This is a genomic window from Undibacterium umbellatum, assembly GCF_014284125.1.
GTDB classification, from domain to species: domain Bacteria; phylum Pseudomonadota; class Gammaproteobacteria; order Burkholderiales; family Burkholderiaceae_D; genus Undibacterium; species Undibacterium umbellatum.
On record NZ_JACOFX010000002.1, the window covers coordinates 351,681 to 378,426 of the forward strand.

Sequence of the window (26,746 nt, forward strand, 5' to 3'; positions counted from 1 at the left end):
CTGGTTAAAAAGAAATTACATATACATGAATAAATCTTTGGAAGTGCAAGCAAACGACTGGTGGCGTGATGCCGTGATCTACCAGGTTTATCCGCGCAGTTTTTCCGACAGCAATGGCGACGGCATAGGTGATTTGCCTGGCATTACTGCCAAACTGGATTACATCGCCAGCCTGGGAGTGGACGTTGTCTGGATTTCGCCTTTCTTCACATCGCCGATGAAAGACTTTGGCTATGATGTGGCCGACTATTGTGATGTCGATCCCATTTTTGGCACACTGGCTGACTTTGATGACTTGCTCAAGCGCGCGCATGACCTGGGTTTGAAGATCATGATAGACCAGGTCTTGTCGCATTGCGCTGAAGTGCATCCCTGGTTTGTTGAAAGCCGCAAGAGCCGAGACAATCCCAAGGCAGACTGGTATGTTTGGGCCAATCCCAAGGCTGATGGTTCACCACCCAATAACTGGTTATCTGTATTTGGTGGCTCTGCCTGGCAATGGGATGCGCGCCGCCGTCAATACTATATGCATAATTTCCTGGTCAGCCAGCCGGACCTGAATTTTCATCATCCTGAAGTACAGCAGGCGCATCTCGACAATATGCGATTCTGGCTGCAGCGTGGTGTGGATGGCTTCCGTCTCGATGCCTGTAATTTCCATTTTCATGACCAGGCTTTGACTGATAATCCACCCAGCCAGGTGCGAGACAATAAAACCGTACAGGACAATAATCCTTACGGCATGCAGGCACATATCCATGACAAGACCCAGCCAGAGAATCTGGCCTTTCTGGAAAAAATCCGCAGTCTCTTGAACGAATTTGGAGCGATTGCCATAGGTGAAGTGGGTGCCGATGATTCCTTGGCTGTCATGGCAGACTACACGGCGGATGGCAATAAACTGCAAATGGCTTACAGCTTCAATTTGCTGACGGCGACTTATTCTGCCGCCTACATACGCCAGCAAGTGGAAGAATACGAGGCCCGCGTCAAAGGCGGCTGGGTATCCTGGTCAGTCGGCAATCATGATTCGGTACGTGTCATGACACGCTGGGGCGGGACGGCGGCGACGCCAGAATTTGCCAAGATGTTGCTGGCCATGCAAATGGCCTTGAAAGGTACACCTTGCCTGTACCAGGGGGACGAGCTGGCCCTGACAGAAGCTGACATTGCCTACGAAGATATACAAGACCCCTATGGCATTACCTTCTGGCCAGAATTCAAGGGCCGTGACGGTTGTCGCACACCCATGCCCTGGCAAGCAGATCAGCCAAATGCTGGTTTCAGTACTGGTAAACCCTGGCTGCCAGTTCCTGTAGAACACGCAGAAAATGCTGTGTCGATACAAGATCACGAACCGAATTCTGTGTTGAATTTCGCCCGCCATATCCTGGCGTGGCGTAAGAAATACCCGCAACTTAGCAGAGGCGAAATTAGTTTCTTTGATGCTCCTGAACCAGTATTGGCAATACGCCGCGACCTGGCTGGCAGCACGAGCTTGCTTGCGGCATTCAATCTGGGGAACCAGCCAGTCAGTTTCAACTGGCCTGAGACACAGGGGGCAAAAGAATTGCCAGTGGCAGGATTAGCTGGGCAAAGCCATGGCGAAACTGTGGAACTGCCAGCCTATGGTGGCTGGTTTGCGGAAGTCACACAGTAATAAAAAAAATGTAATTACTACATAGAATTGCGCTTGACAGGGCTGTGCGAATTTCGTACAGCCCTTTTTTTGTGCGGATGACTTTGTTTCAATCCAGAGGTAGCCAGTCTGCGATCTGCTGGAAAATCTCCAGGACTTGATTATCTGGTGAATAATGGCTCAGTGGCTGTTGAAACGCGAAGGCCAGGCTGACTTCATCATCACGCGGTATGCCAAAAGGAATCATGCGTTCGCCATACGAGTTTGCCAGGGCTGCGGCGATATCCCTATTGAGTTTGTTGTCAGGTTCTAGCTGGTTCAAGACCAGGACACAATTATCCAGTGTCGTATGCGTTTCCATATTGCTTAGCCAGGATTCCATGGCAGGGATGGTGGCATAGGAGCTGGCGTCAGCGAGTGCAACCATGATGACCAGATCAGCGCACGCCAGGGCCTGGCGCAAATAGAGAGAAGGGCCAGGTGGCGTATCGATGAGCAAGATGCCTTCTTCCGGTAGACCCAGTTGCAGTATGCGTTTTTCTATCCAGTCAGGATGGGCGCTCAGGCATGCTTCAAAAGCCTTGCGCTGTTTTTCACTGACTTCACCATACGGCAGATTGATGACATTGTAGGGAGTGGGGAAAGCCAGTTCACCCCAGTCGCCCTCTACGTCCGTCTGGCATGCGACACCTTCTTCCAATGCAATGCCCAGGCCAAAATGCATGTGCAGGCTATTTTGCGGGTCGAGGTTCAGTACGGCGATGCTATCTGGTTCAGCATCCTGGGCAAGAACAGCGGCCAGATTCGCGGTCACGCTGGTTTTACCCACGCCACCTTTCATTGAAACAACTGCGATAATTTTCATCTTTTGAGTGCTTGCACCGTCAATCGGCTGTCGCCGGGCTGGGCTGGGGGCTTTTGCTCACCTTTTGCCAGGCGTTGAAAAACGGCATGGAGAGAGTCGCTAGCGGCTACTTGAGCGCTGCTGTGTGCTGCATTCATATGCTGTGTCGATGTGGCCAGATGACGTAGCTGGCTGGCAATCTGATGTGCTTTTTCAGTAGCCATGCTGGGAGCGGCTGACCATTTTTGCAAGCTGCTTTGTGGCTGGAAATGCCAGCGTGCTTCTTTTTCTGCGGCGGACAGAGGGGCAGGACGCCCGGCCTGTTGAGGGGCGATCGATTGCAAAATAGGCCAGTATTCTTGCGATGCGCTGGCGTCGTCCTGATGTTTCATTATTACTTCCTAACTCCTTTAATAAGCTGGGTACTGGCGTCAACATAGCGTCAATTTTGGAATGCCAATTTATTTTATCAATCATTCAGGACGCAAGATAGGAATAATTTAAAGCTCGTGGCCTGGAATTCATTTGATCACACTGGCTGGCAGGCGGCAAAGCCTCACATCGCTGATGGTAAATCCCGTAGTTTCACCTGGCCATATCTTCAGGCCTGTATAAGCTTTACTACCTGCCGGCAGGGCTATTTTCAAGGTGTGCGGATTGCCGTCAGGATTGATGGTCAGGCTCCATTTGCGGGCGCTGAGTTCGCCTTTCATGGCTTCCAGGTTCAGGGTTTGACCAGCCTTGCTACTGATATTGGCTTGCAAATAATCCTGCGCTTCTGTGGCCTGGTTGAATTCCAGAGCGACAGTATCCGCGACTGATGTCCTGGAAAATTGTGCACGCTGGGTTTCGCGGGCACTTGGGCTAAGGAATTTGACACTGGCCGCACCAGAGCGGCATTGTGTTTGTGCCATGACAGAGACACGCTGCAACCATTCCTGGTTGTCGCTGCGGTAGCGCGCTTCACGATACAGGAAGGCGGGCGGGGCGCGCATATCCCTTTCCGGCATTTCCCAAATCAGGAATTTGGGTGGTGTATTTTGAAAAGCATCATCCCGCAGATAGCTTTCCATACCTACCCAGGCGCCCTGGTCGGCACCAACAGCAATCGCTAGGACATCTTTTTGCAAAGTATATTTCAAGAACTCGGGGAAGCGTGTCCACGGTTTTGAATAGCTGCTGCCTACCAGGCTGATCATGGGCAGGGCTGCATCTCCCAGCAAGTTGCTGCCCGTGGCAGTTTTGGTGATCTCGGCATCCAGCACATATTCTGGCGCATAGGTGGGTGCACCTTTGGGAAGTTGCATGACCAAGTCACGCGAGACAGTGGCGATGGCTTGTTCAGACCAGCGCATGGTGTATTTTTCTACTGGTATCTGGCGTAGCTGGGCTTTCATGCTGGCATCCGCTTCCATACTGCTGGCTACGGTTTCCGCCGCAAGCAGTGCTCCTGTCGGCGTCCAGTGGCTATCGAGGCGAAAGTAAAGATGTTTATCAGGGTGATTCTTTGCACCCTGCAAAAAACTGCTATTCAAGTCGACGACTTTCACCCCGGCAGAACTCAGGGCCTGTGCCATGCGCTGATAATTTCCTGCCATATAGGGATTGAGCTTGTATTGTTCAGTCACATGGGCCTGATAGATGCGTGCCTTCAGCGGCACCATCGCCACTACCAATGTTATGCCATTGTCCTGCAATGCTTTACTGAAGGATTTAATTAACTCCACAGAGGTATTGGTGGCTGCCAGGTCGGCACTATTTGCCCATTCATGGCGATAAAACAGCCAGTCGTTTTTTCCCGCGATGGCGGCGGCTTCTTCGGCATGGGCAGGTATGATGCCCAGGAAAATTGCTGAAGTTGCCAGGGATGCCAATTTTGCCAGAGCGCGGCCAGGCAGACGTAAAGTTGTATGGAATATGATGTTGCTCCTTGGTCGTGCAGGCTGAATGTCAAATAATCAACTGCATTGGTTGTATTGGGTGTCGCTGCTCATTTGGCGGCGCGCGATTCCAGAGTATTTTTTGTAAGTCGTGCTTGCAGTGCAGAATTGGCATCCATAGTTAACAGCAAACTGTAATTGTCGCCACGCTCCAGCACAAGTGCGGCGCGTGCCTGCTGCAAAGCTGGGCTGCTACATTCACCCATGCCAGCAGGCTGGTTGGCTGATGGGCATGTCAGTAATTCCACTTTGATGGGATTGACGGCCAGGCTATGGCTGCTGGATGGCGCAAGCGCACGAAATACATTGGTCTTGCCGTCGGCCGTACTGATATTGACTGGCCCCAGTTTATCGGCCAGGTGATAAACCGTGAGCCTGGCTTTCATCCGGTTCAAGTCAGCCTTGTCGTCAAATACAATGGGATTAACTTGCTTTTGCATGTCGACAAATGCAAGCGTCACTACTTGAGCTGCACCTACTTCAAGACGGCTAGCCGTGATTTTTTTTGAGGCCTGATGTGCATGCAATTGAATTTCATGCGGACCGGAGCGCAAGATCAGATAATCGCCAAACTGCCCTTGCTTCAAGCCGGATTGACGCATTTTCCCATCCACCAGCACATCGATCTTTTCATTGGGGTTGAGATGGACGATGCGGACGTAGGCGGCGTCAGCAGGTGGTTCTGGCTCGTATAGAACCCCGGTCGACTGCGCCGCCGAGGTACCAGGCATTACCAAACTCAGAAAAAAAACAAACATGGCAAGCAGCGGCAATCTGGCCGCAGACAAGCGGGCAATTCGACATCTGGCCTGCAGACCTGTATAAGTGGGCAAATGCACTATGAACTTTTCCTGGGTATTGAAATCACATCGACGCCTTGCCAGGCGGCACGGGGAACTCACATGAACTTCGCTTGCATAAAAATTAATTAACAAAAATTCATTTATTTCAAGCCTTAGTTGAAAATGTCACATGTTAAAATCATTGGGTAGTGACAATCCCACTCATATTGACTAATTGCTTGAGCAAAATGTTTTGCTATTTAAACAAAGGCGTCCGCTATTATGCATGAGACCCCCGTCCTTGCCAACGCCAGACTATGTATCCCTGGCCTCCCCAGCCTGACAGATCAGATGCTGAGCGGTGGCTTGTATGCGCTAATTGCAGAAATGCCTCCGGCCCGCGTTCCTGTGCTTGCCAGCAGCTTGCAATATGCATCGAGCAAGCAGCAAAATTGTACCGTCATATTACCTTCGCATCCTGAGGCATTTCTTGAGCGTATTGATGCACTGGGTGTCTACGATACCAGCAAGGCATTGGAGAGTGGCAAGCTGCAGATCTTTTTGCGCCAGGATAATTTTGCAAAAAACATGTTCCGTTTCGGCGCTGAACGCTTCGCCAAAGAACTCGATTATTTTGGTATCCCGGATGACAGCTACCTGATCTTTGATCAGGCAGATGAATTATTCAGCCTGCACGATTTATCCCTGGCGATGGAGCAGGTCGAAGCCCTGCGTCTTTGGTTCGGCAAGCACAGAGTGACAGCTTTGCTGGTTTTTTCACGCTTGAGTGGCAATAGTGCCGAGACTTTGCAAGCCATGATGGACCAACTCTCAGGCATAGTTCGGATCAGTAGTGGCCGCCCGGGGCTGGAACTGACTTTCGATTACTGGCAGTCGCCAGAAGGTACCATCGCCGCACGTCAGTATCCCTTGCTGACGCTTGACAATGGCATGTACAAAATTGGCGCACGTGCGGCTGAAGAAATGGCCGAACAGTTGGCTGAAATGCAGCAGCATGGTCCGGAAAAATTCTTTTACATGGATGAAGACCTTGCCAGCCTTGCCAATGAATTGCCAGGCAACTGGCAACTGGTGAGCAGCTTGATAGGCATGATGCATGCCACCCGTGGTTTGCAGGCGGCAACTGTGGTGCTCAGCTTCCAGCGCGACACGGGCTTGCGTGAACTTGCCGAGACCGTCCATACACTGCGCATGAGCCTGGGAAAAAAAGCCCATATCGTGATACGTGAAAAGCAGGCTTCGCTACGCTATCAGAATGAAGCACTATTGCTACGTCTGGGCGTCAACCTTGTGATACATCGCGACATTCCGGAAAATCGCTTGCCCTTGTTGCTGGAGTCACTCAAAGGGCAAAGCTTCGACCGCAATGTGGATATCGATTTTGAAGTTGCCCTGGCCAGTGTCATCCCTTCTGGCTTGCGTGGCTATTTGTTGCCACCGTGTTTTGCCAGGGAAGCAGGCATTATCATGGAGCGCGGCACCGCCCTGAACATCCCTTGTGTGCTGGTGATTGGTGAACTGGTCGAGGGCACCAGCTTCCCTGATATCCTGGCCCGCATCAGCATCTCCCGCCCTGGCGATCTTTTATCCAGCGATGGCAAGGCATGTTATTTGTTTTTTAATGCCTGCCCTGAATCTGCCTTGCAATTGACACTTGAACGCATACTTGGTGCAGCAGCAGGCACTGCCTTTCATCAAGTAAGTTACTTGATAGACCGACAGGATATAGCCCTGGCTCTAGCCAATCTGGTGCATGTAGCCAGGAATGCAGAACTACCTGATTATTTAAACCGGAACCTTGAGCCGGCTGCAATCGAAGCACTGGCAGAGCCCGCTACAGAGAATGAAAATTTTCCATATCAGTCCCAATTCCACCATCCAGCAGAGCAAGTTGCTACGCCAGTTGTTGTGCATGTAAAAAAGCAATTCGAGGATGAACTGCATGAGCACAATGCAGATGTAGTCTCTTTCGTGATAGAAGAAGAGCAAGATTATTCCAGCGATGACGAAGATGAATTCAAATTCAATCCGGTAGCTGACGACAGTGCCACTCGGGCGGCCAAGCAGGTATTTGGCAAGCAACCAGCACCCAGGGCTACCCGAGCCACTTATAAGCAACAAGCAGGCTGATGCACGCATCGGCTGATATTCAATAAAAGAGTTTATGCGTATTTACCCATTGTGCAAGAAAGCATTGCAGCCCCTCTCTTTAGCATTGATCATTTCAGTGTCGAACTATGGCTCATCAGCCCAGGCGGCTGATGCACCGGTAATAGTGCTGAGTCCAGCCCAGCAACACGTCCTGGATTTGAGCGTCGCCCAGGATTATCAGGCAGCTGGCACTAAGGGACTGGAGTTGCTGGAAAGAGAAAAAGCCGATCCTGGTCTGCGTTTGGTCATCGCCAATAGCCTGGCCTGGTCGGGTCGCATGCGCAAGGCAGAATCGCAATACAAGGTTCTTTCCAATAGCAAGGTCCGCAAAGATGCACGTACAGGTCTGGCAAATCTGTATCGCTGGAAAGGGCGTGATGATGAAGCCTTGCCACTCTATCAAACGGTATTGGCAGAAGATCCGCAGCACGCCGGTGCCAATGAGGGCCTGATGTATGCCCAACGTGAATTGAATCCGCGTACTTTTGTCAGCGCTGGGGCAGCGCAAGATTCTGGTGATGCCAAACGCCGTGAACTGAGCATCAGCCAGCGTTGGCGCGATGATACTGGCCGCCATATTTTTGAAGTCAGCAGCAGTGGCACCCGCGATGAATTACCTGTCACCACAGCAAAGCAGGGTGAAGTGGGTTTTGCCTATCAAAACCTGAACCTGCCGCTGGAGCCACGTCTGGCACTGGAGGCGCAGGCAAAACCTAAAGGCGATTTATTCGGTAGCCTCAAATTGAAAATCGATGAGGGGCGCTTCCTGATTGATATAGGTCGCACCAACTGGGGCAAGTCTGCCTTCAATGCACGCGCTCTGGAAGATGGCTTGAACGCAGCGCACATAGGGCTGGATGCCAATCTGCATTTTGACAGCGGCCAATTTACTGAGCACATCGATATTTTTCGCGTCTCTGACAGTAACGTTATACTGACCAGTCGCAGTAATTTCATCCCCTCATGGCGACCTTTTGGCCATCGCATCAAACCCTTTGTCGGCATAGAAACCCGTGATGTGCGCTTTTATTCGAATAAATACTGGTCGCCTGAGGATGGTTTTGGTACGGCCTATGTCGGTTTGCAAGGGGAATGGGCGAATGAAAACTGGAGCCTGTACGGCAGCGGGCAGGTCGGTACGCGCCTTTATGGCGAAGCAGGCAGTAACTGGAGTCTGGGCATGGGCGGCAAGCTCTGGCTGGATAAAAACCTGGCGGTAGGTGTCAATCTCTGGTCCATGGCCAGCCGCCGTGACAATGCCCGCTATCGCGCAAAATCGTTTTCCGTAAATCTGGAGAAGCTTTGGGATTGAGGCAAATCTATAGCTACCTGCTTGCTGCGACCTCGATTGCAGGAGTGGTCTATCTTTTCGTCATCAGCTTTGGTGGTATCCGGGAATTTGATCTGGGCAAGTTCAGCATCCTGTTTGAAAACCTGTTTCTCAGCGTAGTCTCGGCCTATCTGTTGTTTTTCCTGGCGCTACTGGTACTCAGGTATGCCATGCTCATCTTGTATTCATTCATGGAGCATCTGGAAAACATGATGAAGCGCCGCCAGGAGCCGGAAAGCAATTTTCATGATGATGCTTCGCTGCCCATGATCACCTTGGTGGTGCCCGCCTATAATGAAGGACCAGTGATACAGCAAGCCTTGCGTTCCCTGCTGTTGCTGGATTATCCCAATTACGAAATCCTGGTCATCGATGATGGTTCCAGTGATGACACCTATGAAAAAGCCCTGGCAGTGGCGCGCGAAGATCATCAGGTCACGGTGCGTGTCATTACCAAGAAGAATGGTGGCAAGGCCGATGCTCTGAATACCGGCATGAGCGCCGCACGCGGTGAATTCATTCTGAATATGGATGGTGATACCAAGCTCTCACGCAATACCTTGCGGGCATGCATACGCCATTTTGATGATCCGAGAGTTGGCGCGGTTGCCGGCAACGTCAAGGTACTCAATCGCGAGAATCTCCTGACCAGGGTGCAGGCGCTGGAATATGTCGAGGGACTGGCGATGGCACGCAAGGCGCAAAGCTTCATGCGCGCAGTCAATATCATACCGGGGCCGCTGGGCATGTTCAGGAAGAGCGTCCTGCAGCAGGCAGGTGGCTATGACCATGACACCTTTGCCGAAGACTGCGACCTGACCCTGAAGCTGCTCATGCGCGGCTGGCATATCGCCTATGAACCCACAGCCATCGCCTGGGTGGAAACCCCCAGCCGTCTGCTGGACTTGCTGAAGCAGCGCTATCGCTGGACACGTGGCATCTTGCAGGCTACCCGCAAGCACAGCTCGGCCCTGTGGAACCCGCGTCGTGCTGGCATCAATTTTTTCATTTTATGGTACATGCTGTTTGAAGGCATCATGTGGCCGTTCTCCACGGTATTGGGCAATCTGTTTTTTGTCTATGTTGGCCTGCAATATGGGGTGGTGATATTTCTGTTTTACTGGTGGTTGCAACTGACGATACTCGATATCGTTGCCGCCACCTATTGTGTCATCGTGGAAGAAGAAGACCCTTCCCTGATTTTTTATGCCGTCGTGTTCAGGCTGTTCTACATTACGATTATTGATATTTCCAAGGTATTTGCCACCATAGAAGAATGGCGTGGCACGGCAATGACCTGGGGCAAGCTGCAAAGAGAAGGCAAGCTTTGATATGGACCTGATTTCTATACTGGCAACCGTGATACTGATCACCACCATAGGCACGTTGGTGGTCGGTGTTGCCGCTTATATTGCCTTCAAATTGCGCGATAAGCGCAAGCCAAAACGTAAAGACCCCACAGCAGAAGAGCATGGCGAAATGCAGCCAATTTTCCTGAGGCGCTATGTGCCTGGCAAGCAGGCAAATGCTTCATCAGCAGATAAACCGTCTTAGCTATTTGTGCAGTTATTGTAGATATTGTAGTTTCCACCCGTTTCACTGGTTCAAATTTTCATGCAAACAGAAGACCCTGGCGGTTTTGAAAACCGGCCTGCTTACCGCCGCATAGGTATTTATCTATTGGCTTTGATCGTGCTGGGCATGGCGGTATCCGTGTTTGCCTACCTGTCATCCATGCAGGTGCTGGGCTGGCAAATGCCGGAATTCAATCTGCAAACTCCTTTCAAGTCTGCTGGCGGGGTTAATTCCACGCCCGCATCCAAGGGTTTGTACTTGTATGCCTCACCGAATACCCGCAGTTATTTTGCCTCCATAGGCGGCAACTATGATCGCTTGTTAACTCCCTGGCGTGCCTATGCCAAGCAGCGCCAGCTCAGCTTCAAAGAAATTTCTGACCCGCAAGAGCTAAGCAATATCAAGGATGGCGTGCTGGTACTGGCATCAGCAGTAGCACTCAGTGAGCAAGAGCGCACCAGCTTGCAGGAATATCGCGCCCAGGGTGGTGCCATCCTGGCGACCTGGGCCAGTGGCACCCGCAATGAAAAAGGTGAGTGGTCTGGCTGGCAATTTCTGGAAACCATGGGGGCAGCCTCCAAAGGCGAAATCGCGCTGGAATCCAAAGCCAGGTTCCTCATCCTGAATGGCGAGACTCCATTGACACATAGCCAGCCTGCCGGTCAGCGCATCTGGTTGGGTAATGCCTCGGAAAGCCTGTTGCGTTTTAGCGGGGAAGGCGCAGCCAGCATTATGGACTGGGCCAGGGTGCAAGAGCCGGAAAGGAAAAATGAATCTGCCGTGCTATACGCAGAACCCAGCGCCGATAGCGGCCGCAGCGCCGTGTTTGCCTTTGCCGAATCAGCCTGGGAATCACAGCCTTATCCCATCTACAGCCTGGTCGATGACACCCTGAGCTGGTTGCAGAGAAGACCGGCACTGTTGCGCGCTGCCTGGCCAGAAGGAAAATATGCGGCGCAAATTATTGAGATGGATACTGAGCAAGGCTTTGCCAATGCCTTGCGTTTTGCATCCCTGATACGCAGCATCAATTACCGCGGCAGTTTTTATGTGCTGACTTCTGTGGCAAAACAATTCCCTGCGGAGATGAAACAGTTGGCGCGTGAGTATGATATCGGTTATCACGGCGATACCCATATCAGCTTCAAAGAGCAGGGCCTGAATGAGCAGGAAAAACGCATCAATGCCATGCGAGAAGATTTGAAATCCATCTTGCCTGATCTGCCTGCCATCACTGGTTTTCGTGCACCGCTGGAAGGCTATGACCAAACTACACAGTCGCTCTTGCAAAAAAATGGTTTCCTGCACCATGTGACCGATCCCAATAGCAGCGAAGGCCGCTTGCCAGTTTTTGTCAAAATCGATGGTGTCAGCCAGGACAAGGCCATGGTCTTGTTACCCCGCACTCAGCGCGACGATCTCAATTTGAGCAAGGAGCAACTTGACCTTGAGCAAACCAGGCAGGCACTGATCAGCGATGCAGAAACCAGCAAGCAAATGGGCGCGCTGGGCTTGCTCAGTGTGCATAGCCAGAGTTTTGAAGAAAACAGTTTGCTGACGCAGGCCTTCCCGGCGTATCTGGCGTATCTGAAGGCAAATAGAAATACTGTCTGGCTGGCATCATCTTCACAAGTTGCTGACTGGTGGCATGAGCGTGATAGATTGAAATTATCTTCCAGCATTGCAGGAAAACGTATTGAATTCGATATGACTGTCACGGGCAAAAAGCCGCTGGCAAATGCCAGCCTGATTTTGATGTTGCCACAAAAATCCCAATTGCCAAATGTGCTGGGATTGAAGATAGGCATGCCGAAAGCCACAGTAAAACGCATCGATGATTTTCGCGCTGCTATCGTCTTTGAAACGCTGGAGCCTGGTAATTATGCTTACCAGGCGGTTTTCAACTAGATTTTAGTTCCGGCTTGCCAGCCAGTCTGCCAGATGCTGGATATCGCGGCTGGCTTGCGCATCAGGGTCGTATTGCAAGACTGATCTTTCATAAGCCAGGGCTTCAGGCACCAATGCATCTCTGTGGATGACCATAGGGGCCATCTTGCTGCCATAGCTATCCATCATGGCAGCCCTGACTTGTTGTGCCAGTTCGCTGTCTTCCTGCATCTGGTTCAGTAATATGTGAGTAGTTGCCATTCTGTTTGCAGGATCTTTTTTGTATTCTGCCAGCAATTTTAAAATCTTCCTGAGGCTGGAGTACGAGGCCGCGTCTGTCAGTACCACGATAAGTGCCCTGGCTGCAGCGTTCAAGGCTTGCGGCAAATATACCGTGGCACCAGGCGGCGTATCGAGCAGGATGTAGTCATAGCCAATACTTTGCAGGCCCTGCAGTGCCGTTGCCACCCATGTTGGCCGTGCTTCCAGTCCGGCTTCAAATTCCAGCAATTCTTCTGCAGTGACACGTCCGAAAGGGATGAAGTCGACGCCGAAGGGGCTTTCAAAAATCACTTCAGGGAAGATGCCTTCGCGGACCAGGCCAGCATCATCATTGGGATCCATGCCCAGATGATGGCGCACTGCATTTTGCGGATCAAGATCAATGACCAGTACCCGCTTGTTGCGCTGGCTGAGTGCGATGGCGAGGTTGCTGGTCAGCGTGGTTTTACCGACGCCGCCCTTGCCGGAAATGAGGGAGATTACTTGCATGATTCTTTTTATCTGACAGGCGGGTACTGTTTTTTGTAGGAGCAGGGACGTGATGGCTTTAGTTGGCTATGTAGCCCCACAAGCGCGACAGGCAGTTTACCTGCATTTGCCTGCTTTAGTAAGCCCAAAGCTTGTTGATAGCGTGATCAGATATGAATGGCGCTGGCGTCAGAAAATTGCTTGCGATAATTGCCCGGACTATTTGCCACGATGCGACGAAAATGGCGGCGCAGTGATTCTTCTGAACCAAAGCCCGCCAACTCGGCAACTTGTGGCAGGCTGGTGCCGGGGGATTCCAGTAATTCCTTGGCGATGGCAACCCGTTCGCGTATCAGCCATTCACCGGGGGCCAAGCCTGTACTGTCCTTGAAGTGACGTTGCAGGGTACGGGTACTCATCGCCGCTTTTTCTGCCATCGATGCCAGATTATGCGGCAGGGCAGGGTGGGCCCTGATCCAGTCCATCAGTTTGGCCAGGCGTGCATGTTCATCGCTGGGCATGGGACGGGGTACAAATTGTGCTTGGCCGCCTTCACGATGTGGTGGCACGACCAGGCGTTGTGCTACCAGGTTGGCCACTTTGGCACCATGATCCTTGCGTACCAGATGCAGCAACATGTCGAGACCCGCAGCAGAACCAGCAGAAGTCATGATCTGGCCCTGGTCCACATACAAGGAATTGGTCTGCACTTGAATATGTGGATAACGCTTGAGCAATTTTTCTGCATAACGCCAGTGTGTGGTGACGGTTTTGCCATCCAGTACGCCTGCCGCTGCCAAAATGAATACACCAGAGCAGATGCTGCAAATGCGGGTGCCGCGCGCATGGGCATTACGGATTTTTTCGAGTAAGGCGGTTGGTGGCATTTCATCGGCATCGCGCCAGCCGGGAATGATGATGGTATCTGCCTTATCCAGCATCTCCAGGCCATGCGGTACTTCTACCGTGATGCCACCTGCGGCCCGTAATTTGCCAGTTTCCGCAGCGCAAACAGCGAAGTCATACCAGTCCACGCCCAGCTCAGGGCGCTGCAGGGCGAACAACTCTACCGTGCAGCCAAATTCAAAGGTGCATAGCTGATCATAGGCAAGGGCGACAACGAGATGGGATTGCATGGCGAGATATTACCGTAAACACGCATTGCGACATACAGTGTTTATTCGCGCATCCAGTCACGCAATTCATAATACCAATAGGCGCATTGCGCAGCCATCAAGCCCAGGCTGCCAAAGCTGGGTGGCAAGCCATACTGCTCCAGTCCATCTGGCAAGGGCTGTTGGTTGGCAATCGCTTGAGCCACTACCTCGCCTGCCAGGGTAGTTGGTGCCACACCGTGACCACCAAAGCCCATGGCATACCATACCCCATTTGGCAGGCAACCGATTTGCGGCATCTTGTGTTGGGCATAACTCATCAGGCCGCTCCAGGCATACTCCACTTTGCTGCCAGCCAGTTGCGGGTAGACTTTCAGCATGTCTTTGTATAACAAGGCAGCAACTTCTGCTGGCTGTCTTTCGCGTATGGAAATGCGGCCACCCCATAGCAGGCGGCTGTCAGACAGTGGCCGGTAATAATCAAAGGCAAAGCGGGTGTCATACACGGCGGCTGCGGTTTGCATGGCATTGGCTAATTTGTCCCCCAGTTTTTCTGTTGCCATGACATAGGTGGCGATAGGTAACACCGAGCGCGCCAGTTGGGGATACAGGCTTTCTATATAGCCACCGCAACAGACGACGACATGCCTGGCCTTTACTATTCCATTGCTGGTGCGCACCAGTTTTTCGGCAGTGCCGGTTTCTATGGCGCTGACACGGCTTTGTTCAAATACACGTACAGCTTGTGAACTAAGTACCCTGGCCAGAGCTTGCGCATACTTAAGGGGGTGAAAATGAAAGGCATTTTTTTCATGCAAGGCACCAAAATATCTTTCACTGTGTAAGGCTGCACGGGTTTGCTCGTGCGACCAGGGCGTCCAGTCGACCTCAAATTCACGCAACATGAATTCTCTTTGATCCTGCAATTTTCCGGCATCATCAAACCAGTTAGCCAGCACTACGCCGCTTTCGTTGATGTCGCAATCCATGTCATATTGTTTAATACGCTGGCGTATCAAGGCGACCGCATCCAGCGTCAACTGATATAAGCGGCGGGCAGATTCGCGGCCCACTTGTTTGATCAGGTCAGCATTGTCGAGGCTGAAGCCGCCAAACACAAAACCACCATTGCGGCCTGATGCGCCATGTCCAATTTGTTCTGCTTCCAGCAAGACAATATTGCTGACACCACGTTCCACCAAGCCCAGCGCTGTCGCAAGCCCGGCAAAGCCGCCACCGATGATGCAGACTTCACATTCCAGATCTTCTTGCAAATGGGGGTAATCAGCAGACCGGGCTGTCGCCTGATAAAAAGTATGCGTCAGATTTTCTTGGGGAATCATGGCCTGGATAAAGCGACTAAAAGCCGCCAAGTTACACGTAACAACATATGACTGGCAAGTCTGTTCTTCGGTATAGGGGGACTAGTTTACATTTGCTTTGGTGCCAATTACACTGTGCCATCACAATTCCCAAATTCTAGACATCAACTTACTAAAGCTACTACAGCCTCCAACTGCGTGTGCAGGCCTGCTTACGGGATTTTGATGAAACTGAAAAATAAGCCCGGATTACCCCATGCGCAAATTGCCCGCACGCTATGCCGGATTGGTCATGCCTTTCCTCTTGTCGATATTGATGACCTTTATCGTGTCACTGATCAGCACCTTGCGCAGTGTAGGCCTGGTTGATCATTTCCTGCCGATCTGGATGGGCTCCTGGGCTTTGTCCTGGATGGTGGCATTTCCTACTTTGCTGCTGGTTTTGCCTCTGGTCAGGCGCATGACCAGCTTGCTGGTCGAGGCACCACGCTAAATCTTCATCGGACAGTTTGATACATCAGGCATTTCTCACTGAGCGTTCGGATGCAAGTGCCTGTCGAGTCAGTTAGATCGGTAACATCTGCTTACAAGTCATTACCATTTGTCACGAATGTGGCATTGTGAACTTCATACTATTGCTTCTTGTAAACAGTTTCATCGCTAGTGCAGAGCTGCAAAGGCTCTCACCAGCTTAATTCGCAATAATGAACACCGCATTTCTCCAGGTAGTAAAGGATCGCCAACTGGCTCATGAACTGAGACAGATTGCCGATGACTTTGAAACTATCGATTTTTTCCAACAATACGGTAGCTGCTGTTTTGCCATGTCAGCCATGCTGACACAGTTGCTGACAGAAAAAGGTTATCGCGCCAGAGTGCAAGGCTGCTATGCCGAAATCAAGCAAGACAATAATATTTTCTATGTAGGCTACAAAGGCTATGTTCAGGACAAGCAAAAGGAAGGCCATGCAGTCTGCATTGTGGAAGAGCAATATCTGATTGATTTTGGTTTAGGGGCTTTAAGAAAATTCCATGATAAAGATTTTAGCCATGCACTGGCTTGTGAAATCTCAGGCTTCAATACTGTCCTGGGTGATCTTGATCTTGACAGTGGCGCCAACATTAGCTGGCGCATAGACTGGATTTCACCCATGGTGGAACTGGAATTGCAGGCTCAGGTAGTGGCAGTAGAGCGAATACTAAATGATTATTACGATTTCCAGAAAAATCGCATGGCTTACTTGATCAAGAAATTATTTGTAAGCAAAAATGACGCTCCGCCCGATGCCACGCTGGCTATATTCAAAGCCATGAGGGAAAATAAAATGTGCGATATAGAACTGCTGGAGCTGGTTGAATAGTTTGGCACTATTTAATTTCCAGTTTTTTCTGCGCAGCCAAAGCCTTGCTTTCTTTTTTCAGGGCTTTGGATACCGGGCATACTGCCTGCATAAACGAGGCCAGGGTATTGGCCAGGTTATCTCCCTGCAAGCGATAAAAAACAAATTGCCCTCGCTTGTCGCTGACGATTAGTCCTGCCGACTCCAGTATCCGCAAATGCTTGGACAATGAAGGCTTGGTCATCTCGAAGCGCGCAGCAATGTCACCGGCAGACAATTCAGTCTCCGATAAATAAGCCAGAATTTTCCGGCGTGGCGTGGATGCCAGGGCTTCAAAAACTTTTTCCATATTCAGTAAATTAAAACAGATATTCCATCATAGCACTTAGCATGAAATCGGTGAAGTTAATTAGATAATTAGGCATTTAGCTAAATATAGTTTATGCTTGTTTCATGAGTTTTACATTGATGAGTTAGACATCATGGATGCCGAGAAAAACATAACAGCGACTACCACGGTTTACTACAATAGTGCTTGCCCAGTCTGCGATGCTGGCATACGCGACCAGCGTCAGCGCATGCAGACATGTCAGATTAACTGGGTCGATGTTCATACCCAACCAGAGGCAATCAACGAAATCAATATTGAACTGGAGGTCGTGCGTGAGCGCCTGCATGTGCGAAATGCCAATGGCGAGATATTGTTGGGTGAGCAGGCATTGGCCGCAATCTGGACGCAGACCAAAGGCAGACGCTGGCTGGCCTGGCTGACATTGCGACTCAGCTTCTTTACCCGGCCCATGTACAACTTTGTCGCCAGACAGCTCTACCGCTGGAATCGCAGGCGCGGCCACTGGTAGATAACAAAATTCATTTCCCCGTGGAGAACACGATGAACACAATCGACATCATGGAAAACAACGCAGATCCCGCCGAATTGGCGCGCTTCAATAAGCTGGCAAGTCGCTGGTGGGACGAAAATTCAGAGTTCAAACCCCTGCACAGGATAAATCCGCACCGGCTTGAATGGATAAACAGTCTTGCACAGCTTTCTGGGAAACAGGTGCTGGATGTAGGTTGTGGCGGTGGCATACTGGCAGAATCCATGGCACGTAAGGGTGCGCAAGTCACTGGCATAGACCTGGCGGACAAGCCGCTGCAGATAGCACAATGGCATGCGCAAGGCCAGGACGTGGATGTGTGCTACGCCAAAAGCAGTGCAGAAACCTGGGCGCAACAGCATGCGGGGCAATATGATCTCATCACCTGCATGGAAATGCTGGAACATGTACCATCTCCGGCAGCCGTCATTCAGGCTTGTGCCGATATGGTGAAACCTGGTGGTTGGGTATTTTTTTCCACGATTAACCGCAATCCGCTCAGTTATGTGCTGGCAATAGTAGCAGTTGAATATATCTTGCGCATACTGCCACGCGGCACGCATCAACATGCGCGCTTTATCAAACCTGCGGAGTTACTGGACATGGCAAATACGTCTGGCCTGGTCCTGCACGAGCAGCGTGGCCTGGGCTACAACCCATTGACGCAAACCTTCCGTCTGCATGGATTTATGGGCGTCGGTTATTTGCTGGCTATGCAGAAGCCATTGCAGGTTTCAGGTCCAACAAGCCAGAGTAGCTGAACAGCTCACCGAGACCAGGCATGACAAAGCCCACATAAAAGGCATAGCGCCCGTCTTCTATGCATTTGTAGGCTTTCGATTGCGGGAACAGTCGCACCGGTATTGGTACACCATGCAAGCTGGCCCCGAGTATGCGCCAATTCCAGCCCCCGCCTTTGAGGATATCGACTGTCAGCCGGAAATGCATGAGCCCGGTACTCTCCTGCCAATAGCCGTGTGGATAATGACCGTACGGCACAAATTCAGACACCAGGTCTTGCGAAGCACCGTCAGGCCCGATGAATTGCCTGGCCCAGACCAGTTTGCCTGCTTGATGGCTGATGCTGACTTTATAACCAGTTTGCACATTCCGGGTCGGCACCCCTAGTTTTTTTGCCAGCCTACGGCCCAGGAAGCCAGCCAGGCCCTTGCCCAGTGTGACATCGATCTCGCCTTCCAGTGTGCCACCCTGGATATGCAATTGCTGTAAAAGGGGATGCAAGTCTTGAAAAGCGTCGCCAAACAAGGCTTGTGTCGAGTTTATTTTGGGATTAGGGGTAAGGTTTTCTGTCAGCATGCGGCTATTGTAAATCTGAAATCAAAAAACCGTATTTCTTCATCAGGATGCCTACATTTGCTTTTTCTTGCACCGTAAATTGTGGCCTGATCTGGCAAAACCGATGTTCTGCTTCTTTTTTGCCCTCTCTGGCATTAAAATCCCGCACCAAACACATATTTTGCAGATGCCTTTAGCGCCATACATGCAGGCGCTGCTACAAGAAAGTACAAGACATGGTTTTTAGTACGGTTACCTTTCTATTTTATTTCTTACCGATATTCATCGTCTTGTACTTTGCGCTGCCATTTCGCCAAATGCGCAATATGATCTTGCTGGTCGCCAGCCTGATCTTTTATGCCTGGGGCGAACCAAAAAATTTACCATTACTGCTGATTTCCATTTTGCTCAATTATGTGTGTGGGCTAGGCGTGGGCAAGGCCCAGGAAAAAGGAGGTACAGGCAAAGCCATCTTCATCGCAGGCATCGCTTTTAATCTGGTATTGCTGGCCTACTTCAAATACTTTAATTTTGCCTTGAACAGTCTTGTCGCCGTGCTGGGTAAACTGGGCTTCACCATGCCAGAGGTAGATGCAGTTACCCTGCCTTTGGGAATATCCTTCTTTTCTTTTCATGCAATTTCCTATCTGGTGGACGTCTATCGCAAAAAGACCAGGCATGAAAAAGACCTGTTTGCACTATCCATGTATATCACCATGTTCCCGCAATTGATTGCCGGGCCCATCATACGTTTTTCCACTATCGCCAGGCAATTGCACCAGCGCCACCATACTTTGCGCCGGGTGGAGCTGGGTATCAAGATATTCGTCCTTGGCCTGGCGCAAAAAGTCTTGATTGCCAATAGCGTCGCCTTGCCAGCAGACCAGATATTTTCATTGGCACCAGAAGCCCTGGGTATGGCCAGTGCCTGGCTGGGCATCACTTGCTATACCTTGCAAATCTATTTTGACTTCTTTGGGTATTCAAATATGGCGATAGGCCTGGGCCTGGTCACTGGCTTTACTTTTCCGCGTAATTTCAATTACCCCTATATCGCCCAATCGATCACTGAATTCTGGCAGCGCTGGCATCTCAGCCTGTCGCGCTGGTTCCGTGATTATCTGTATATACCACTGGGCGGTAACCGCGGCTCCAGCATGGCTACTTACCGTAATTTGTTTATCGTGTTTTTCCTGTGTGGATTATGGCATGGTGCGAGCTGGACTTTTGTTGTCTGGGGCTTATATCACGGCAGCTTCCTGGTGCTGGAACGTATAGGCTTGCAAAAAGCCATGGCGGGTTTGCCAACGCCGTTCAGACACGTCTATACCGTCCTGGTCGTGATGGTGGGCTGGGTATTCTTCCGCTGTGACAGTTTTACACAAGCCCTGCACTACCTGGCGGCCATGCTTGGTGGCATGCCTGCAGACAATGCGCTCGCACCCGTCATGAGCTTCATGAATGGCACCGTTATTACAGGCCTGGTCGCAGGGGTACTGGTATCGACACCCCTCTTGCAAGCATTGAACAAGCCACAAGCCCCTGCCAAGGTGTTTGCACCCGTGATCAGCCTGATGTTGTTCCTGTTGTCAGCAACCAGCCTGGCGACGGGAGCATACAATCCTTTCATCTACTTCCGTTTCTGAGGCTGGCCTACTACCATGCATTATTTCAGCCCATCCAGCCCATCCAGCTCTTCTAGTTTTCAGGCCGCAACAAAAAAACGTCTTTACGGGCGCATCATTTATTTGCTGGCTATCTTTGGCATCTTGCTGACGCCAGCCCTGGTCCATATGAGTGGTAAACTGCAAGGCCCGGGTATAGAAAACCGTGCACTCGCCACCAAGCCGGCATTACCCAGGACATGGTCGGAAACCTTGAAATTCCCGGCGGCAGTCGATAGCTATCTCAATGATAATTTCGGCCTCAGAAATAATCTGGTGGCATGGAATAACCAACTGCGCTATCACGTGCTTGGCGATATCAATGCGGTGCAACTGACTGCCGGTAAAGATGGCTACATCTTCTTCAATTCGCACGCTGCCAATACTCCCTTGGGCATGATACATTTTTTGTGCGGGAAAAACGTCGGAGAGAAAGACCGGGCAGAGATAGTCAGGACCGCAACTGACTTCATGCAAATGGCTGTACAGGTCAAAGCAGAGAGTTATCTGTTACTGGTGCCGACCAAGCCAGTAGTCTATGCAGATAAATTACCAGACTGGCTGCAACAGCAATGTGCGCAATACACGCCCAGCTTGCCGGGCATCATAGCCGCACTCAAGTCCTTGCCGGAACTGAAAGATAAAATCATTTATCCGCTGGCAGAAATGCAGGCGTTCAAGAAAAGCATGGCTGTATTTCCAAAGAATACCTTTCACTGGACAGGCAGTGGCCCGCAACCTGTAGCACAACTGGTCGCAGAAAATTACCTGCACCACAAAAGGCTGGTGACACTGACGAGCAATCTGCATGATGTCCCATCCGATATACAGCAATTTTTGCCTGGGGTAGCGCTGACTGTACCTACCCATGATCCTGATTATGTCAAAGCGGGCATCGTTGCTTGCCTTGGTGTTGCCTGCTTCCCTGAGTTTATCGAGACGGCCAGCAAGATAGGAGATGTCTCACGCTATCGCCATCGCGATAGTCGAGGCCCTAAACTGCTCCTGATTTCAGATTCATTCGGTCAGGGCGTCGCAGGCTTCTTTTCAGAATATTATGGCGAAGTCTGGCATGTGTCTTTAAATAGCATCAATCAACTCAGTGATAAAGAGCAAGCCAGCTTCAAACAGATTTTGCTCAAAGAATACGCCCCTGACCAGATACTGTATGTCTTCCACGATGCAGCAGTCTCTTATTTCGATAGAAATGGCAGCATCCTGTTAAAGGCAGGTCAATAATTTCTATTATTGTGGCAGCCCGTCCAGACAGCCACTGTATGTTCGCACAACATAGCAGAACTCATTTCATAAATAGAGGTGAGATGCGTTTGCCTCATAAAGTGGGCTGGCCAATGGTAAAACTATGGACGAGGCAGTCAATATCGGATCTATTGACAACGAATCCAACGCAGTCCAGCCTGCGTTATTAGGCAAGCCCTCCGGGAACTGGCGATTCGGGCGCATTGCTACCTTGCGCCGCTTGCTAAGGCACCAGCCTTAGCTGCGCGTCACGCCTTGCACTGCATCCCGAATCGCCTTGCTCGCTCCAGGCCTTTGCCCTGCCCATTTCTTCCAGTCCTACAAAACGGCGGTCCCGTGTCCTATATCTGGGTACCTGGCGCGCTGTTACGATACATTCCATGCCTCTGCATTAGTGATTTGAAAAATTAATCAGGCTAATCAGTTCTTTTTTTTAATAAAGGAAACATCATGAAAAAAATCATTTCTATCCTAATGATCTCTGCTGCAGGTTTTATTGCAAGTTCCAGTTTTGCTGCTACCGACGTGGCAAAAGCAAACTTCAAAGCGACGGAAGAACGTGCCGAAGCTGATTTCAAGGTGGCCAAAGCCAAATGTGATGCCTTGAAAGACAATGCAAAAGATATATGCGTGGAAGAAGCCAAAGTTGTGCGTACCCGCAGCAAGGCAGTCGCGCTGGTGACGTACGACAATACAGCCAAGAATCATACCAAGGCAGCTATTGATGTCGCGGATGCTGAATACGCGCTCGCTGAAGAAAAATGCGATGACAAATCTGGTAATGATAAAGATGTCTGCAAAAAAGAAGCCAAGGCCGCACAGAAAATAGCCATTGCGGATGCCAAGGCAGGCAAGAAAATTTTTGATGCCAAAGTGGATGCTGCCACTACAGCCAATGATGCTAATTACAAAGTGGCGATAGAAAAATGTGATGCCATGTCTGGCCCATCCAAAGATGCCTGTGTCTCGACAGCTAAGAATCAGTACAAGTAATACGGTTCGCTGGACTTCAATCTACAGGCTGGCTTCATGTCACACTCGTCAGCTTGTTGTGCACCTTAGTTAGCACGTTTTTAAAGCAATTCCCAAAACAGCATTTCCTGCATCTCAAATCTACCAGGTTGAAAACCTGCTCAAGGAGAAAAAAATGAATAACTTCGTCAATAAAATCATGGGCATTTTTCTGGCAAGTATCATGCTCAGCATCGTCGGTTGTGCGTCAACTTCCAAACAGGAAAGTGCAGGCGAGTACATCGATGACACAGTCATTACCACCAAAGTGAAAGCTGCCATAGTCAATGAACCGACCTTGAAAGCAAGTGAAATCAATGTTGAAACTTTCAAGGGTATCGTTCAACTGAGTGGTTTCGTGGCTGACCCTGGTTCTGCCAGCAAGGCTGTCAGTGTATCAAGTGGAGTCAAAGGCGTGAAGTCAGTAAAAAATGATATTCGCGTGAAATAGCATTATTTAAGACGCGAGCACGCTATTACATATGGTGCTCGCGTCGCTCGAACGCATGTTGCGTACATGCGCAAGAATATTCTGGGTGTGTTCGCTAGCGCACCGAAAAAATATCCTTACCAATTTAATCTAGTGCTACTTTTATCAGGCGAAGTAAGAAACTCTGTATTCTGAGTTGATGGAAGTACATAGGTTTTATGCAAATTTATACTTTTAAACAGGAGTTTCAAGATGAATTCAGACCAGGTCAAAGGCGCAGCAAAAAAAGTAGCAGGTAAAGTCCAGCAAGAAGCAGGCAAGCTGGTCGGCAATAAGGAGCAGCAAGTCAAAGGAGTTGCCAAGCAGATAGAAGGCAGCATGCAAAAAAGCATGGGTAATGTCAAAGAAGCACTCAAAGACAAAAATTAATTCCAGTGGTCTTCCAGGCTTTTGCGTTGTGAATGATGACGCAAAAGTCTAGTTTGGCCATTGTCTTCATATCTCCATCCATAAAGACAGGTGAAGCATTCCGACAGGTGTTCAAAATTACTGTCTGATCAAGCTTATTGAACAAAATACAACCAGTGGACAAAGCGATGGATCTGCCTATACCAACAACGCCTCCGGCAAATGAGGGTGATCTCGATCAAGCAGATGTCGGCACTGTCACCCCTGATTCCAAGCCAGTTGCCGCATCTGAAACGCAAGCTCAATTATTTCCCGGTGTTCATGTCAATGTCCGTGGCGTGGCTTTGACCATACTTGCAACCGTCGCTTTTGTTTTTGCCCTGCGCGCTGCGCAACGGTTTTTCATTCCACTGACCTTTGGTATTTTCATTGCCTATACCCTGGCCCCTCTGGTCAACGCCTTGCAACGCCTGCGGCTGCCGCGTGTCGTCGCTACTACGGTGGTGATGATCAGTGTATTGACGATCTTCGCGACGCAAATCAATTCCCTGCATACAGAATTCAATGCCATTCTTGACCAGTTGCCAGTGGCTACGCGTAAATTTTCCAGCGAAATGAGCAAGCTGCAATATGGCCAGGCCGGTTTTATGCAAAGAATGCAAACGGCTGCCACAGAAATAGAAAAAGCAACCAGCCAGGCAACCACTGGGGTACAGCCAACTGTGAAGAAAACAGTGGTCAGTGAAACGCCGGTACTCAAACTTCGCGAATTACTGCTGGCAGGATCATTAGGCATCATGGATTTGTTAAGTCAGACAGTCATGATGTTGTTTCTGATTTTCTTTCTGCTGCTTTCTGGTGACAAATTCAAACGCAAGCTGGTCAAGATTACGGGTCCTTCCTTGACGCAGAAGCGCATTACTGTGCAAATACTGGGCAAGATCAACACTTCAGTGCAGCAATACATGTTCATGCTGTTAATCACCAATGGATTGCTGGCCTTGCTGACCTGGATTGCGTTTCATCTCATCGGACTGGAAAACGCAGGTGCCTGGGCGTTGACCAGCGGTCTACTGCACGTCATCCCTTATTTTGGTTCCATACTGATGGCTCTGGCCGCTTGTTTGATTGCCTATGTGCAGTTTGGCACCATCTCCATGGCCTTGTTGGTTGCGGGCGTTTCAATTGCCATTGCCACCCTGGTTGGTACAGTGGTCACTACCTGGATGACTGGGCGCATCACCCGCATGAATGCTGCAGCCGTCTTTATTTCACTCTTGTTTTGGGGGTGGTTGTGGGGCGCATGGGGTTTATTGCTGGGTGTGCCTATTATCGTGATAGTGAAGGTCGTTGCTGAGCATGTAGATGGCATGCAAACTGTGGCAGAATTATTGAGCGAATAAAAGTAGATTTCAATCCGGCATAAAAAATCATTCCAGCAGGGAATGATTTTTTTTACCAGTGTCGTGTGCTAAATCTTAGTTTCGATACACGTAATTGTCCTTCACGTACACACGATTACCGACACGCAGATCGACGATATTATCCTGCACGATGGATTGATATGCACCATTGTCCAGGCGCACGCTGATTTGATATGCCTCGCGGACCTGTTGGTTGCGATTATTCTTTTCGAGATTGTTGCCGACAATTGCACCGCCAACCACGCCAACAGCCGTTGCTGCTGCATTACCCAGGCCACCACCTACCTGGTTGCCCAAAATTCCGCCAACGATACCGCCGACTACAGCGCCGGCACCAGGCCCCCGGTTTTCACTTGATACCTGTACTACCTGTATGGATTCAATGACGCCATAGCTGCTGTAGGACGCTTGTGAGGCTGGATAAGCCGTAGTCATCGATGGCGAGTTGGTACCGCAACCTGTGAGCAGGGCAGAGGCAGCAATACTGACAGCGATGGCAGATTTCTTATAGATGTTCATGATGATACTCCACTGTTGGTGATGTGGTAAATCGTATGCATAGTGAAGATCTTTGTCGGTGCGATAGCGTACTTTATCTGCAATGTGATCGAAGATATTTGTAACAGAACAGGATGGCTGTAGGAACTATCCCACATATCCCAGCGTGTTCAGCGTACAAGCGGCTGCCAGACTCTCTGATGCCAGTTTCAAGAGTAAAAAACTACAGTGTAATCAGTTTGACGGACATCAAGAAACGCACCAATAAATACGCGATGTCGACATAAAGAATCATCTGATGGTTAACACAAACACGGCACGACATTCAATAATTTTGATAAGAGGGGAAAAAATGAATAGTACGCAGCCCCACATTTCTATGACTGCATATCCTTCGCTGACCACCGCAGGGACATTGCATCGCAGATATTCAGTCAGCTACACGCCGACTGTATCACTCCCCATGGATTTTGGCTTGCTTGACGAGCCGATGCAAAACGATATTCTGGCGGCCTTGCCTGATGATGAGCTGGCCTTTCTGTTGCCACATCTGGAACTGGTCCATTTGCCCTTTGGTAAAGAACTCTATGAATATGGTGCCAAGCTGTCGCATGTCTATTTTCCAACTACCGCCATCGTTGCTTTGCTGTATGTGCTGGCAGATGGTGATGTTACCGAAATAGGAGTCACTGGCTATGAAGGCTTGCTCGGCATTTCTGCCCTGATGAGCGAACGTGCCATGGGTACAGCCATGGTGCAATCTGCCGGTGATGCTTACAAACTCAAGGCCTCGGTGTTGAAAGAAGCCAACGCCAGGGGAGGGAAGTTGCCGCAATTGTTGATGTGCTATACCCAGGCACTGTTTGCCCAGATGGCCCAAAACTCTGTGTCTGGGCGCCACTACTCTGTCGATCAGCAGCTGTCGCGCTGGTTGCTCGACCGAATGGACAGACTGCACGGTAATGAACTAAAGGTGACCCAAGAAATGATTGCCAACATGCTGGGTGTACGCCGTGAGACAGTGACAGAAGCAGCTGGCAAATTACAGCAGGAAGGCCTGATACAGTACAAGCGCGGCAACATCACCATGCTCGATCGCGAGGGCCTGGAAATGCATGCCGGAGAGTGCTATCGCGTTTCAAGGCAAGAGTTTGAACGTATGCTGACTGCTTGCTGAT

At 50.3% G+C, this 26,746-nt stretch carries 27 protein-coding genes; 17 read left to right on the forward strand and 10 right to left on the reverse strand.

Translation table 11 applies throughout. From position 1 onward, the window contains the following. Positions 1-25 precede the first annotated feature (25 nt). Positions 26-1,660: an alpha-amylase family glycosyl hydrolase gene (locus tag H8L47_RS06015; protein WP_186952318.1), complete on the forward strand. Its 1,635-nt coding sequence runs from the start codon at positions 26-28 to the stop codon at positions 1,658-1,660. A gap of 88 nt (positions 1,661-1,748) precedes the next feature. On the opposite strand, the gene bcsQ (H8L47_RS06020) is transcribed toward H8L47_RS06015, so the two are convergent. The 4 genes from bcsQ (H8L47_RS06020) to H8L47_RS06035 form a co-directional block, all read right to left on the reverse strand. Continuing rightward, positions 1,749-2,504, reverse strand: a complete 756-nt coding sequence (bcsQ, locus tag H8L47_RS06020; RefSeq protein ID WP_186952320.1) for a cellulose biosynthesis protein BcsQ — start codon at positions 2,502-2,504, stop codon at positions 1,749-1,751. Next, a complete protein-coding gene (locus tag H8L47_RS06025) occupies positions 2,501-2,875 on the reverse strand; it encodes a hypothetical protein (protein WP_186952322.1) in 375 nt (124 codons plus the stop codon). Before H8L47_RS06025 ends, bcsQ (H8L47_RS06020) begins: the two co-directional genes overlap by 4 nt. Before the next feature lie 129 nt (positions 2,876-3,004). Beyond that, positions 3,005-4,357, reverse strand: a complete 1,353-nt coding sequence (locus tag H8L47_RS06030; RefSeq protein WP_186952324.1) for an alginate O-acetyltransferase AlgX-related protein — start codon at positions 4,355-4,357, stop codon at positions 3,005-3,007. 116 nt (positions 4,358-4,473) lie between these two features. Beyond that, a complete protein-coding gene (locus H8L47_RS06035) occupies positions 4,474-5,154 on the reverse strand; it encodes a DUF4397 domain-containing protein (protein WP_186952326.1) in 681 nt (226 codons plus the stop codon). Between the two features lie 333 nt (positions 5,155-5,487). Between H8L47_RS06035 and H8L47_RS06040 the strand changes: the two genes are divergently transcribed. Genes H8L47_RS06040 through H8L47_RS06060 form a run of 5 tightly spaced genes read left to right on the forward strand, consistent with a single transcriptional unit; the run spans position 5,488 to position 12,190 of the window. Beyond that, the gene (locus H8L47_RS06040) at positions 5,488-7,356 is read left to right on the forward strand and encodes a BcsE family c-di-GMP-binding protein (protein ID WP_186952329.1); all 1,869 of its coding nucleotides are present in this window, start codon (positions 5,488-5,490) and stop codon (positions 7,354-7,356) included. A gap of 34 nt (positions 7,357-7,390) precedes the next feature. Then, positions 7,391-8,689: a tetratricopeptide repeat protein gene (locus tag H8L47_RS06045; protein WP_186952331.1), complete on the forward strand. Its 1,299-nt coding sequence runs from the start codon at positions 7,391-7,393 to the stop codon at positions 8,687-8,689. Then, on the forward strand, positions 8,680-10,038 hold the full coding sequence (locus H8L47_RS06050) for a glycosyltransferase family 2 protein (RefSeq protein WP_186952332.1): 1,359 nt from the start codon (positions 8,680-8,682) through the stop codon (positions 10,036-10,038). The genes H8L47_RS06045 and H8L47_RS06050 overlap by 10 nt, the downstream gene beginning before the upstream one ends. A gap of 1 nt (position 10,039) precedes the next feature. Next, entirely contained in the window at positions 10,040-10,261 is a 222-nt protein-coding gene (locus H8L47_RS06055) for a hypothetical protein (RefSeq protein WP_186952334.1), read from the forward strand. A 60-nt stretch (positions 10,262-10,321) separates the two neighbouring features. Continuing rightward, entirely contained in the window at positions 10,322-12,190 is a 1,869-nt protein-coding gene (locus H8L47_RS06060) for a polysaccharide deacetylase family protein (RefSeq protein ID WP_186952336.1), read from the forward strand. Positions 12,191-12,193: 3 nt separating this feature from the next. Here the strand turns inward: H8L47_RS06060 and bcsQ (H8L47_RS06065) are convergent, their stop codons facing one another. The 3 genes from bcsQ (H8L47_RS06065) to H8L47_RS06075 all read right to left on the reverse strand — a co-directional run bounded on the left by bcsQ (H8L47_RS06065) (position 12,194) and on the right by H8L47_RS06075 (position 15,377). Beyond that, positions 12,194-12,940 (reverse strand): cellulose biosynthesis protein BcsQ, encoded by a 747-nt coding sequence (gene bcsQ, locus H8L47_RS06065; protein ID WP_186952338.1) that lies wholly within the window; start codon positions 12,938-12,940, stop codon positions 12,194-12,196. 146 nt (positions 12,941-13,086) lie between these two features. Further along, positions 13,087-14,055, reverse strand: coding sequence for a transcriptional regulator FtrA (gene ftrA / locus H8L47_RS06070; protein ID WP_186952340.1), 969 nt, complete (start codon positions 14,053-14,055; stop codon positions 13,087-13,089). Positions 14,056-14,096: 41 nt separating this feature from the next. Beyond that, positions 14,097-15,377, reverse strand: a complete 1,281-nt coding sequence (locus tag H8L47_RS06075) for an NAD(P)/FAD-dependent oxidoreductase (protein ID WP_186952342.1) — start codon at positions 15,375-15,377, stop codon at positions 14,097-14,099. A gap of 235 nt (positions 15,378-15,612) precedes the next feature. Here H8L47_RS06075 and H8L47_RS06080 point away from each other — a divergent pair, with 235 nt between their 5' ends. Continuing rightward, positions 15,613-15,849 (forward strand): DUF2798 domain-containing protein, encoded by a 237-nt coding sequence (locus tag H8L47_RS06080; RefSeq protein ID WP_186952344.1) that lies wholly within the window; start codon positions 15,613-15,615, stop codon positions 15,847-15,849. A 211-nt stretch (positions 15,850-16,060) separates the two neighbouring features. Continuing rightward, the gene (locus H8L47_RS06085; protein ID WP_186952345.1) at positions 16,061-16,717 is read left to right on the forward strand and encodes a hypothetical protein; all 657 of its coding nucleotides are present in this window, start codon (positions 16,061-16,063) and stop codon (positions 16,715-16,717) included. A 7-nt stretch (positions 16,718-16,724) separates the two neighbouring features. On the opposite strand, the gene H8L47_RS06090 is transcribed toward H8L47_RS06085, so the two are convergent. Continuing rightward, entirely contained in the window at positions 16,725-17,045 is a 321-nt protein-coding gene (locus H8L47_RS06090; protein ID WP_186952347.1) for a metalloregulator ArsR/SmtB family transcription factor, read from the reverse strand. A gap of 133 nt (positions 17,046-17,178) precedes the next feature. On the opposite strand from H8L47_RS06090, the gene H8L47_RS06095 reads away from it, so the two are divergent. Together H8L47_RS06095 and ubiG are read left to right on the forward strand one after the other, a co-directional pair. After that, complete coding sequence (locus tag H8L47_RS06095) at positions 17,179-17,556, forward strand: thiol-disulfide oxidoreductase DCC family protein (RefSeq protein WP_186952348.1); 378 nt, start codon at positions 17,179-17,181, stop codon at positions 17,554-17,556. A gap of 32 nt (positions 17,557-17,588) precedes the next feature. Next, positions 17,589-18,338 carry a bifunctional 2-polyprenyl-6-hydroxyphenol methylase/3-demethylubiquinol 3-O-methyltransferase UbiG gene (gene ubiG, locus H8L47_RS06100; protein ID WP_230413612.1) on the forward strand — a complete coding sequence of 250 codons (750 nt, stop codon included), beginning with the start codon at positions 17,589-17,591 and terminating at the stop codon, positions 18,336-18,338. On the opposite strand, the gene H8L47_RS06105 is transcribed toward ubiG, so the two are convergent. Further along, the gene (locus H8L47_RS06105; RefSeq protein ID WP_186952349.1) at positions 18,289-18,894 is read right to left on the reverse strand and encodes a DUF4166 domain-containing protein; all 606 of its coding nucleotides are present in this window, start codon (positions 18,892-18,894) and stop codon (positions 18,289-18,291) included. The genes ubiG and H8L47_RS06105 overlap by 50 nt on opposite strands. A 296-nt stretch (positions 18,895-19,190) precedes the next feature. Here H8L47_RS06105 and H8L47_RS06110 point away from each other — a divergent pair, with 296 nt between their 5' ends. From H8L47_RS06110 to H8L47_RS06135, 6 genes are all read left to right on the forward strand, one after another. Beyond that, entirely contained in the window at positions 19,191-20,519 is a 1,329-nt protein-coding gene (locus H8L47_RS06110; RefSeq protein WP_222616427.1) for an MBOAT family O-acyltransferase, read from the forward strand. 15 nt (positions 20,520-20,534) lie between these two features. Then, complete coding sequence (locus H8L47_RS06115; RefSeq protein WP_186952351.1) at positions 20,535-21,776, forward strand: hypothetical protein; 1,242 nt, start codon at positions 20,535-20,537, stop codon at positions 21,774-21,776. 471 nt (positions 21,777-22,247) lie between these two features. Then, positions 22,248-22,790 (forward strand): hypothetical protein, encoded by a 543-nt coding sequence (locus H8L47_RS06120; RefSeq protein ID WP_186952352.1) that lies wholly within the window; start codon positions 22,248-22,250, stop codon positions 22,788-22,790. A 154-nt stretch (positions 22,791-22,944) separates the two neighbouring features. Further along, entirely contained in the window at positions 22,945-23,259 is a 315-nt protein-coding gene (locus H8L47_RS06125) for a BON domain-containing protein (protein ID WP_186952353.1), read from the forward strand. A gap of 231 nt (positions 23,260-23,490) precedes the next feature. Next, a complete protein-coding gene (locus H8L47_RS06130; protein WP_186952354.1) occupies positions 23,491-23,667 on the forward strand; it encodes a CsbD family protein in 177 nt (58 codons plus the stop codon). A gap of 167 nt (positions 23,668-23,834) precedes the next feature. Further along, the gene (locus H8L47_RS06135; RefSeq protein ID WP_186952355.1) at positions 23,835-25,049 is read left to right on the forward strand and encodes an AI-2E family transporter; all 1,215 of its coding nucleotides are present in this window, start codon (positions 23,835-23,837) and stop codon (positions 25,047-25,049) included. Positions 25,050-25,124: 75 nt separating this feature from the next. Here H8L47_RS06135 and H8L47_RS06140 read toward each other — a convergent pair whose 3' ends face one another. After that, positions 25,125-25,589, reverse strand: a complete 465-nt coding sequence (locus tag H8L47_RS06140) for a glycine zipper 2TM domain-containing protein (protein WP_186952356.1) — start codon at positions 25,587-25,589, stop codon at positions 25,125-25,127. 442 nt (positions 25,590-26,031) lie between these two features. Between H8L47_RS06140 and H8L47_RS06145 the strand changes: the two genes are divergently transcribed. Then, positions 26,032-26,745 carry a Crp/Fnr family transcriptional regulator gene (locus H8L47_RS06145; protein WP_230413653.1) on the forward strand — a complete coding sequence of 238 codons (714 nt, stop codon included), beginning with the start codon at positions 26,032-26,034 and terminating at the stop codon, positions 26,743-26,745. Position 26,746: the final 1 nt, after the last annotated feature.

What these genes read in the sequence shown, in the direction of transcription:
- H8L47_RS06015 (WP_186952318.1), top strand. Translation starts at nt 26, where the DNA reads ATGAATAAATCTTTGGAAGTGCAAGCAAACGACTGGTGGCGTGATGCC.
- bcsQ (WP_186952320.1), bottom strand. Translation starts at nt 2,504, where the DNA reads ATGAAAATTATCGCAGTTGTTTCAATGAAAGGTGGCGTGGGTAAAACC.
- H8L47_RS06025 (WP_186952322.1), bottom strand. Translation starts at nt 2,875, where the DNA reads ATGAAACATCAGGACGACGCCAGCGCATCGCAAGAATACTGGCCTATT.
- H8L47_RS06035 (WP_186952326.1), bottom strand. Translation starts at nt 5,154, where the DNA reads ATGCCTGGTACCTCGGCGGCGCAGTCGACCGGGGTTCTATACGAGCCA.
- H8L47_RS06040 (WP_186952329.1), top strand. Translation starts at nt 5,488, where the DNA reads ATGCATGAGACCCCCGTCCTTGCCAACGCCAGACTATGTATCCCTGGC.
- H8L47_RS06045 (WP_186952331.1), top strand. Translation starts at nt 7,391, where the DNA reads ATGCGTATTTACCCATTGTGCAAGAAAGCATTGCAGCCCCTCTCTTTA.
- H8L47_RS06055 (WP_186952334.1), top strand. Translation starts at nt 10,040, where the DNA reads ATGGACCTGATTTCTATACTGGCAACCGTGATACTGATCACCACCATA.
- H8L47_RS06060 (WP_186952336.1), top strand. Translation starts at nt 10,322, where the DNA reads ATGCAAACAGAAGACCCTGGCGGTTTTGAAAACCGGCCTGCTTACCGC.
- bcsQ (WP_186952338.1), bottom strand. Translation starts at nt 12,940, where the DNA reads ATGCAAGTAATCTCCCTCATTTCCGGCAAGGGCGGCGTCGGTAAAACC.
- ftrA (WP_186952340.1), bottom strand. Translation starts at nt 14,055, where the DNA reads ATGCAATCCCATCTCGTTGTCGCCCTTGCCTATGATCAGCTATGCACC.
- H8L47_RS06075 (WP_186952342.1), bottom strand. Translation starts at nt 15,377, where the DNA reads ATGATTCCCCAAGAAAATCTGACGCATACTTTTTATCAGGCGACAGCC.
- H8L47_RS06080 (WP_186952344.1), top strand. Translation starts at nt 15,613, where the DNA reads ATGCGCAAATTGCCCGCACGCTATGCCGGATTGGTCATGCCTTTCCTC.
- H8L47_RS06085 (WP_186952345.1), top strand. Translation starts at nt 16,061, where the DNA reads ATGAACACCGCATTTCTCCAGGTAGTAAAGGATCGCCAACTGGCTCAT.
- H8L47_RS06090 (WP_186952347.1), bottom strand. Translation starts at nt 17,045, where the DNA reads ATGGAAAAAGTTTTTGAAGCCCTGGCATCCACGCCACGCCGGAAAATT.
- H8L47_RS06095 (WP_186952348.1), top strand. Translation starts at nt 17,179, where the DNA reads ATGGATGCCGAGAAAAACATAACAGCGACTACCACGGTTTACTACAAT.
- ubiG (WP_230413612.1), top strand. Translation starts at nt 17,589, where the DNA reads ATGAACACAATCGACATCATGGAAAACAACGCAGATCCCGCCGAATTG.
- H8L47_RS06105 (WP_186952349.1), bottom strand. Translation starts at nt 18,894, where the DNA reads ATGCTGACAGAAAACCTTACCCCTAATCCCAAAATAAACTCGACACAA.
- H8L47_RS06110 (WP_222616427.1), top strand. Translation starts at nt 19,191, where the DNA reads ATGCGCAATATGATCTTGCTGGTCGCCAGCCTGATCTTTTATGCCTGG.
- H8L47_RS06115 (WP_186952351.1), top strand. Translation starts at nt 20,535, where the DNA reads ATGCATTATTTCAGCCCATCCAGCCCATCCAGCTCTTCTAGTTTTCAG.
- H8L47_RS06120 (WP_186952352.1), top strand. Translation starts at nt 22,248, where the DNA reads ATGAAAAAAATCATTTCTATCCTAATGATCTCTGCTGCAGGTTTTATT.
- H8L47_RS06125 (WP_186952353.1), top strand. Translation starts at nt 22,945, where the DNA reads ATGAATAACTTCGTCAATAAAATCATGGGCATTTTTCTGGCAAGTATC.
- H8L47_RS06130 (WP_186952354.1), top strand. Translation starts at nt 23,491, where the DNA reads ATGAATTCAGACCAGGTCAAAGGCGCAGCAAAAAAAGTAGCAGGTAAA.
- H8L47_RS06135 (WP_186952355.1), top strand. Translation starts at nt 23,835, where the DNA reads ATGGATCTGCCTATACCAACAACGCCTCCGGCAAATGAGGGTGATCTC.
- H8L47_RS06140 (WP_186952356.1), bottom strand. Translation starts at nt 25,589, where the DNA reads ATGAACATCTATAAGAAATCTGCCATCGCTGTCAGTATTGCTGCCTCT.
- H8L47_RS06145 (WP_230413653.1), top strand. Translation starts at nt 26,032, where the DNA reads ATGGATTTTGGCTTGCTTGACGAGCCGATGCAAAACGATATTCTGGCG.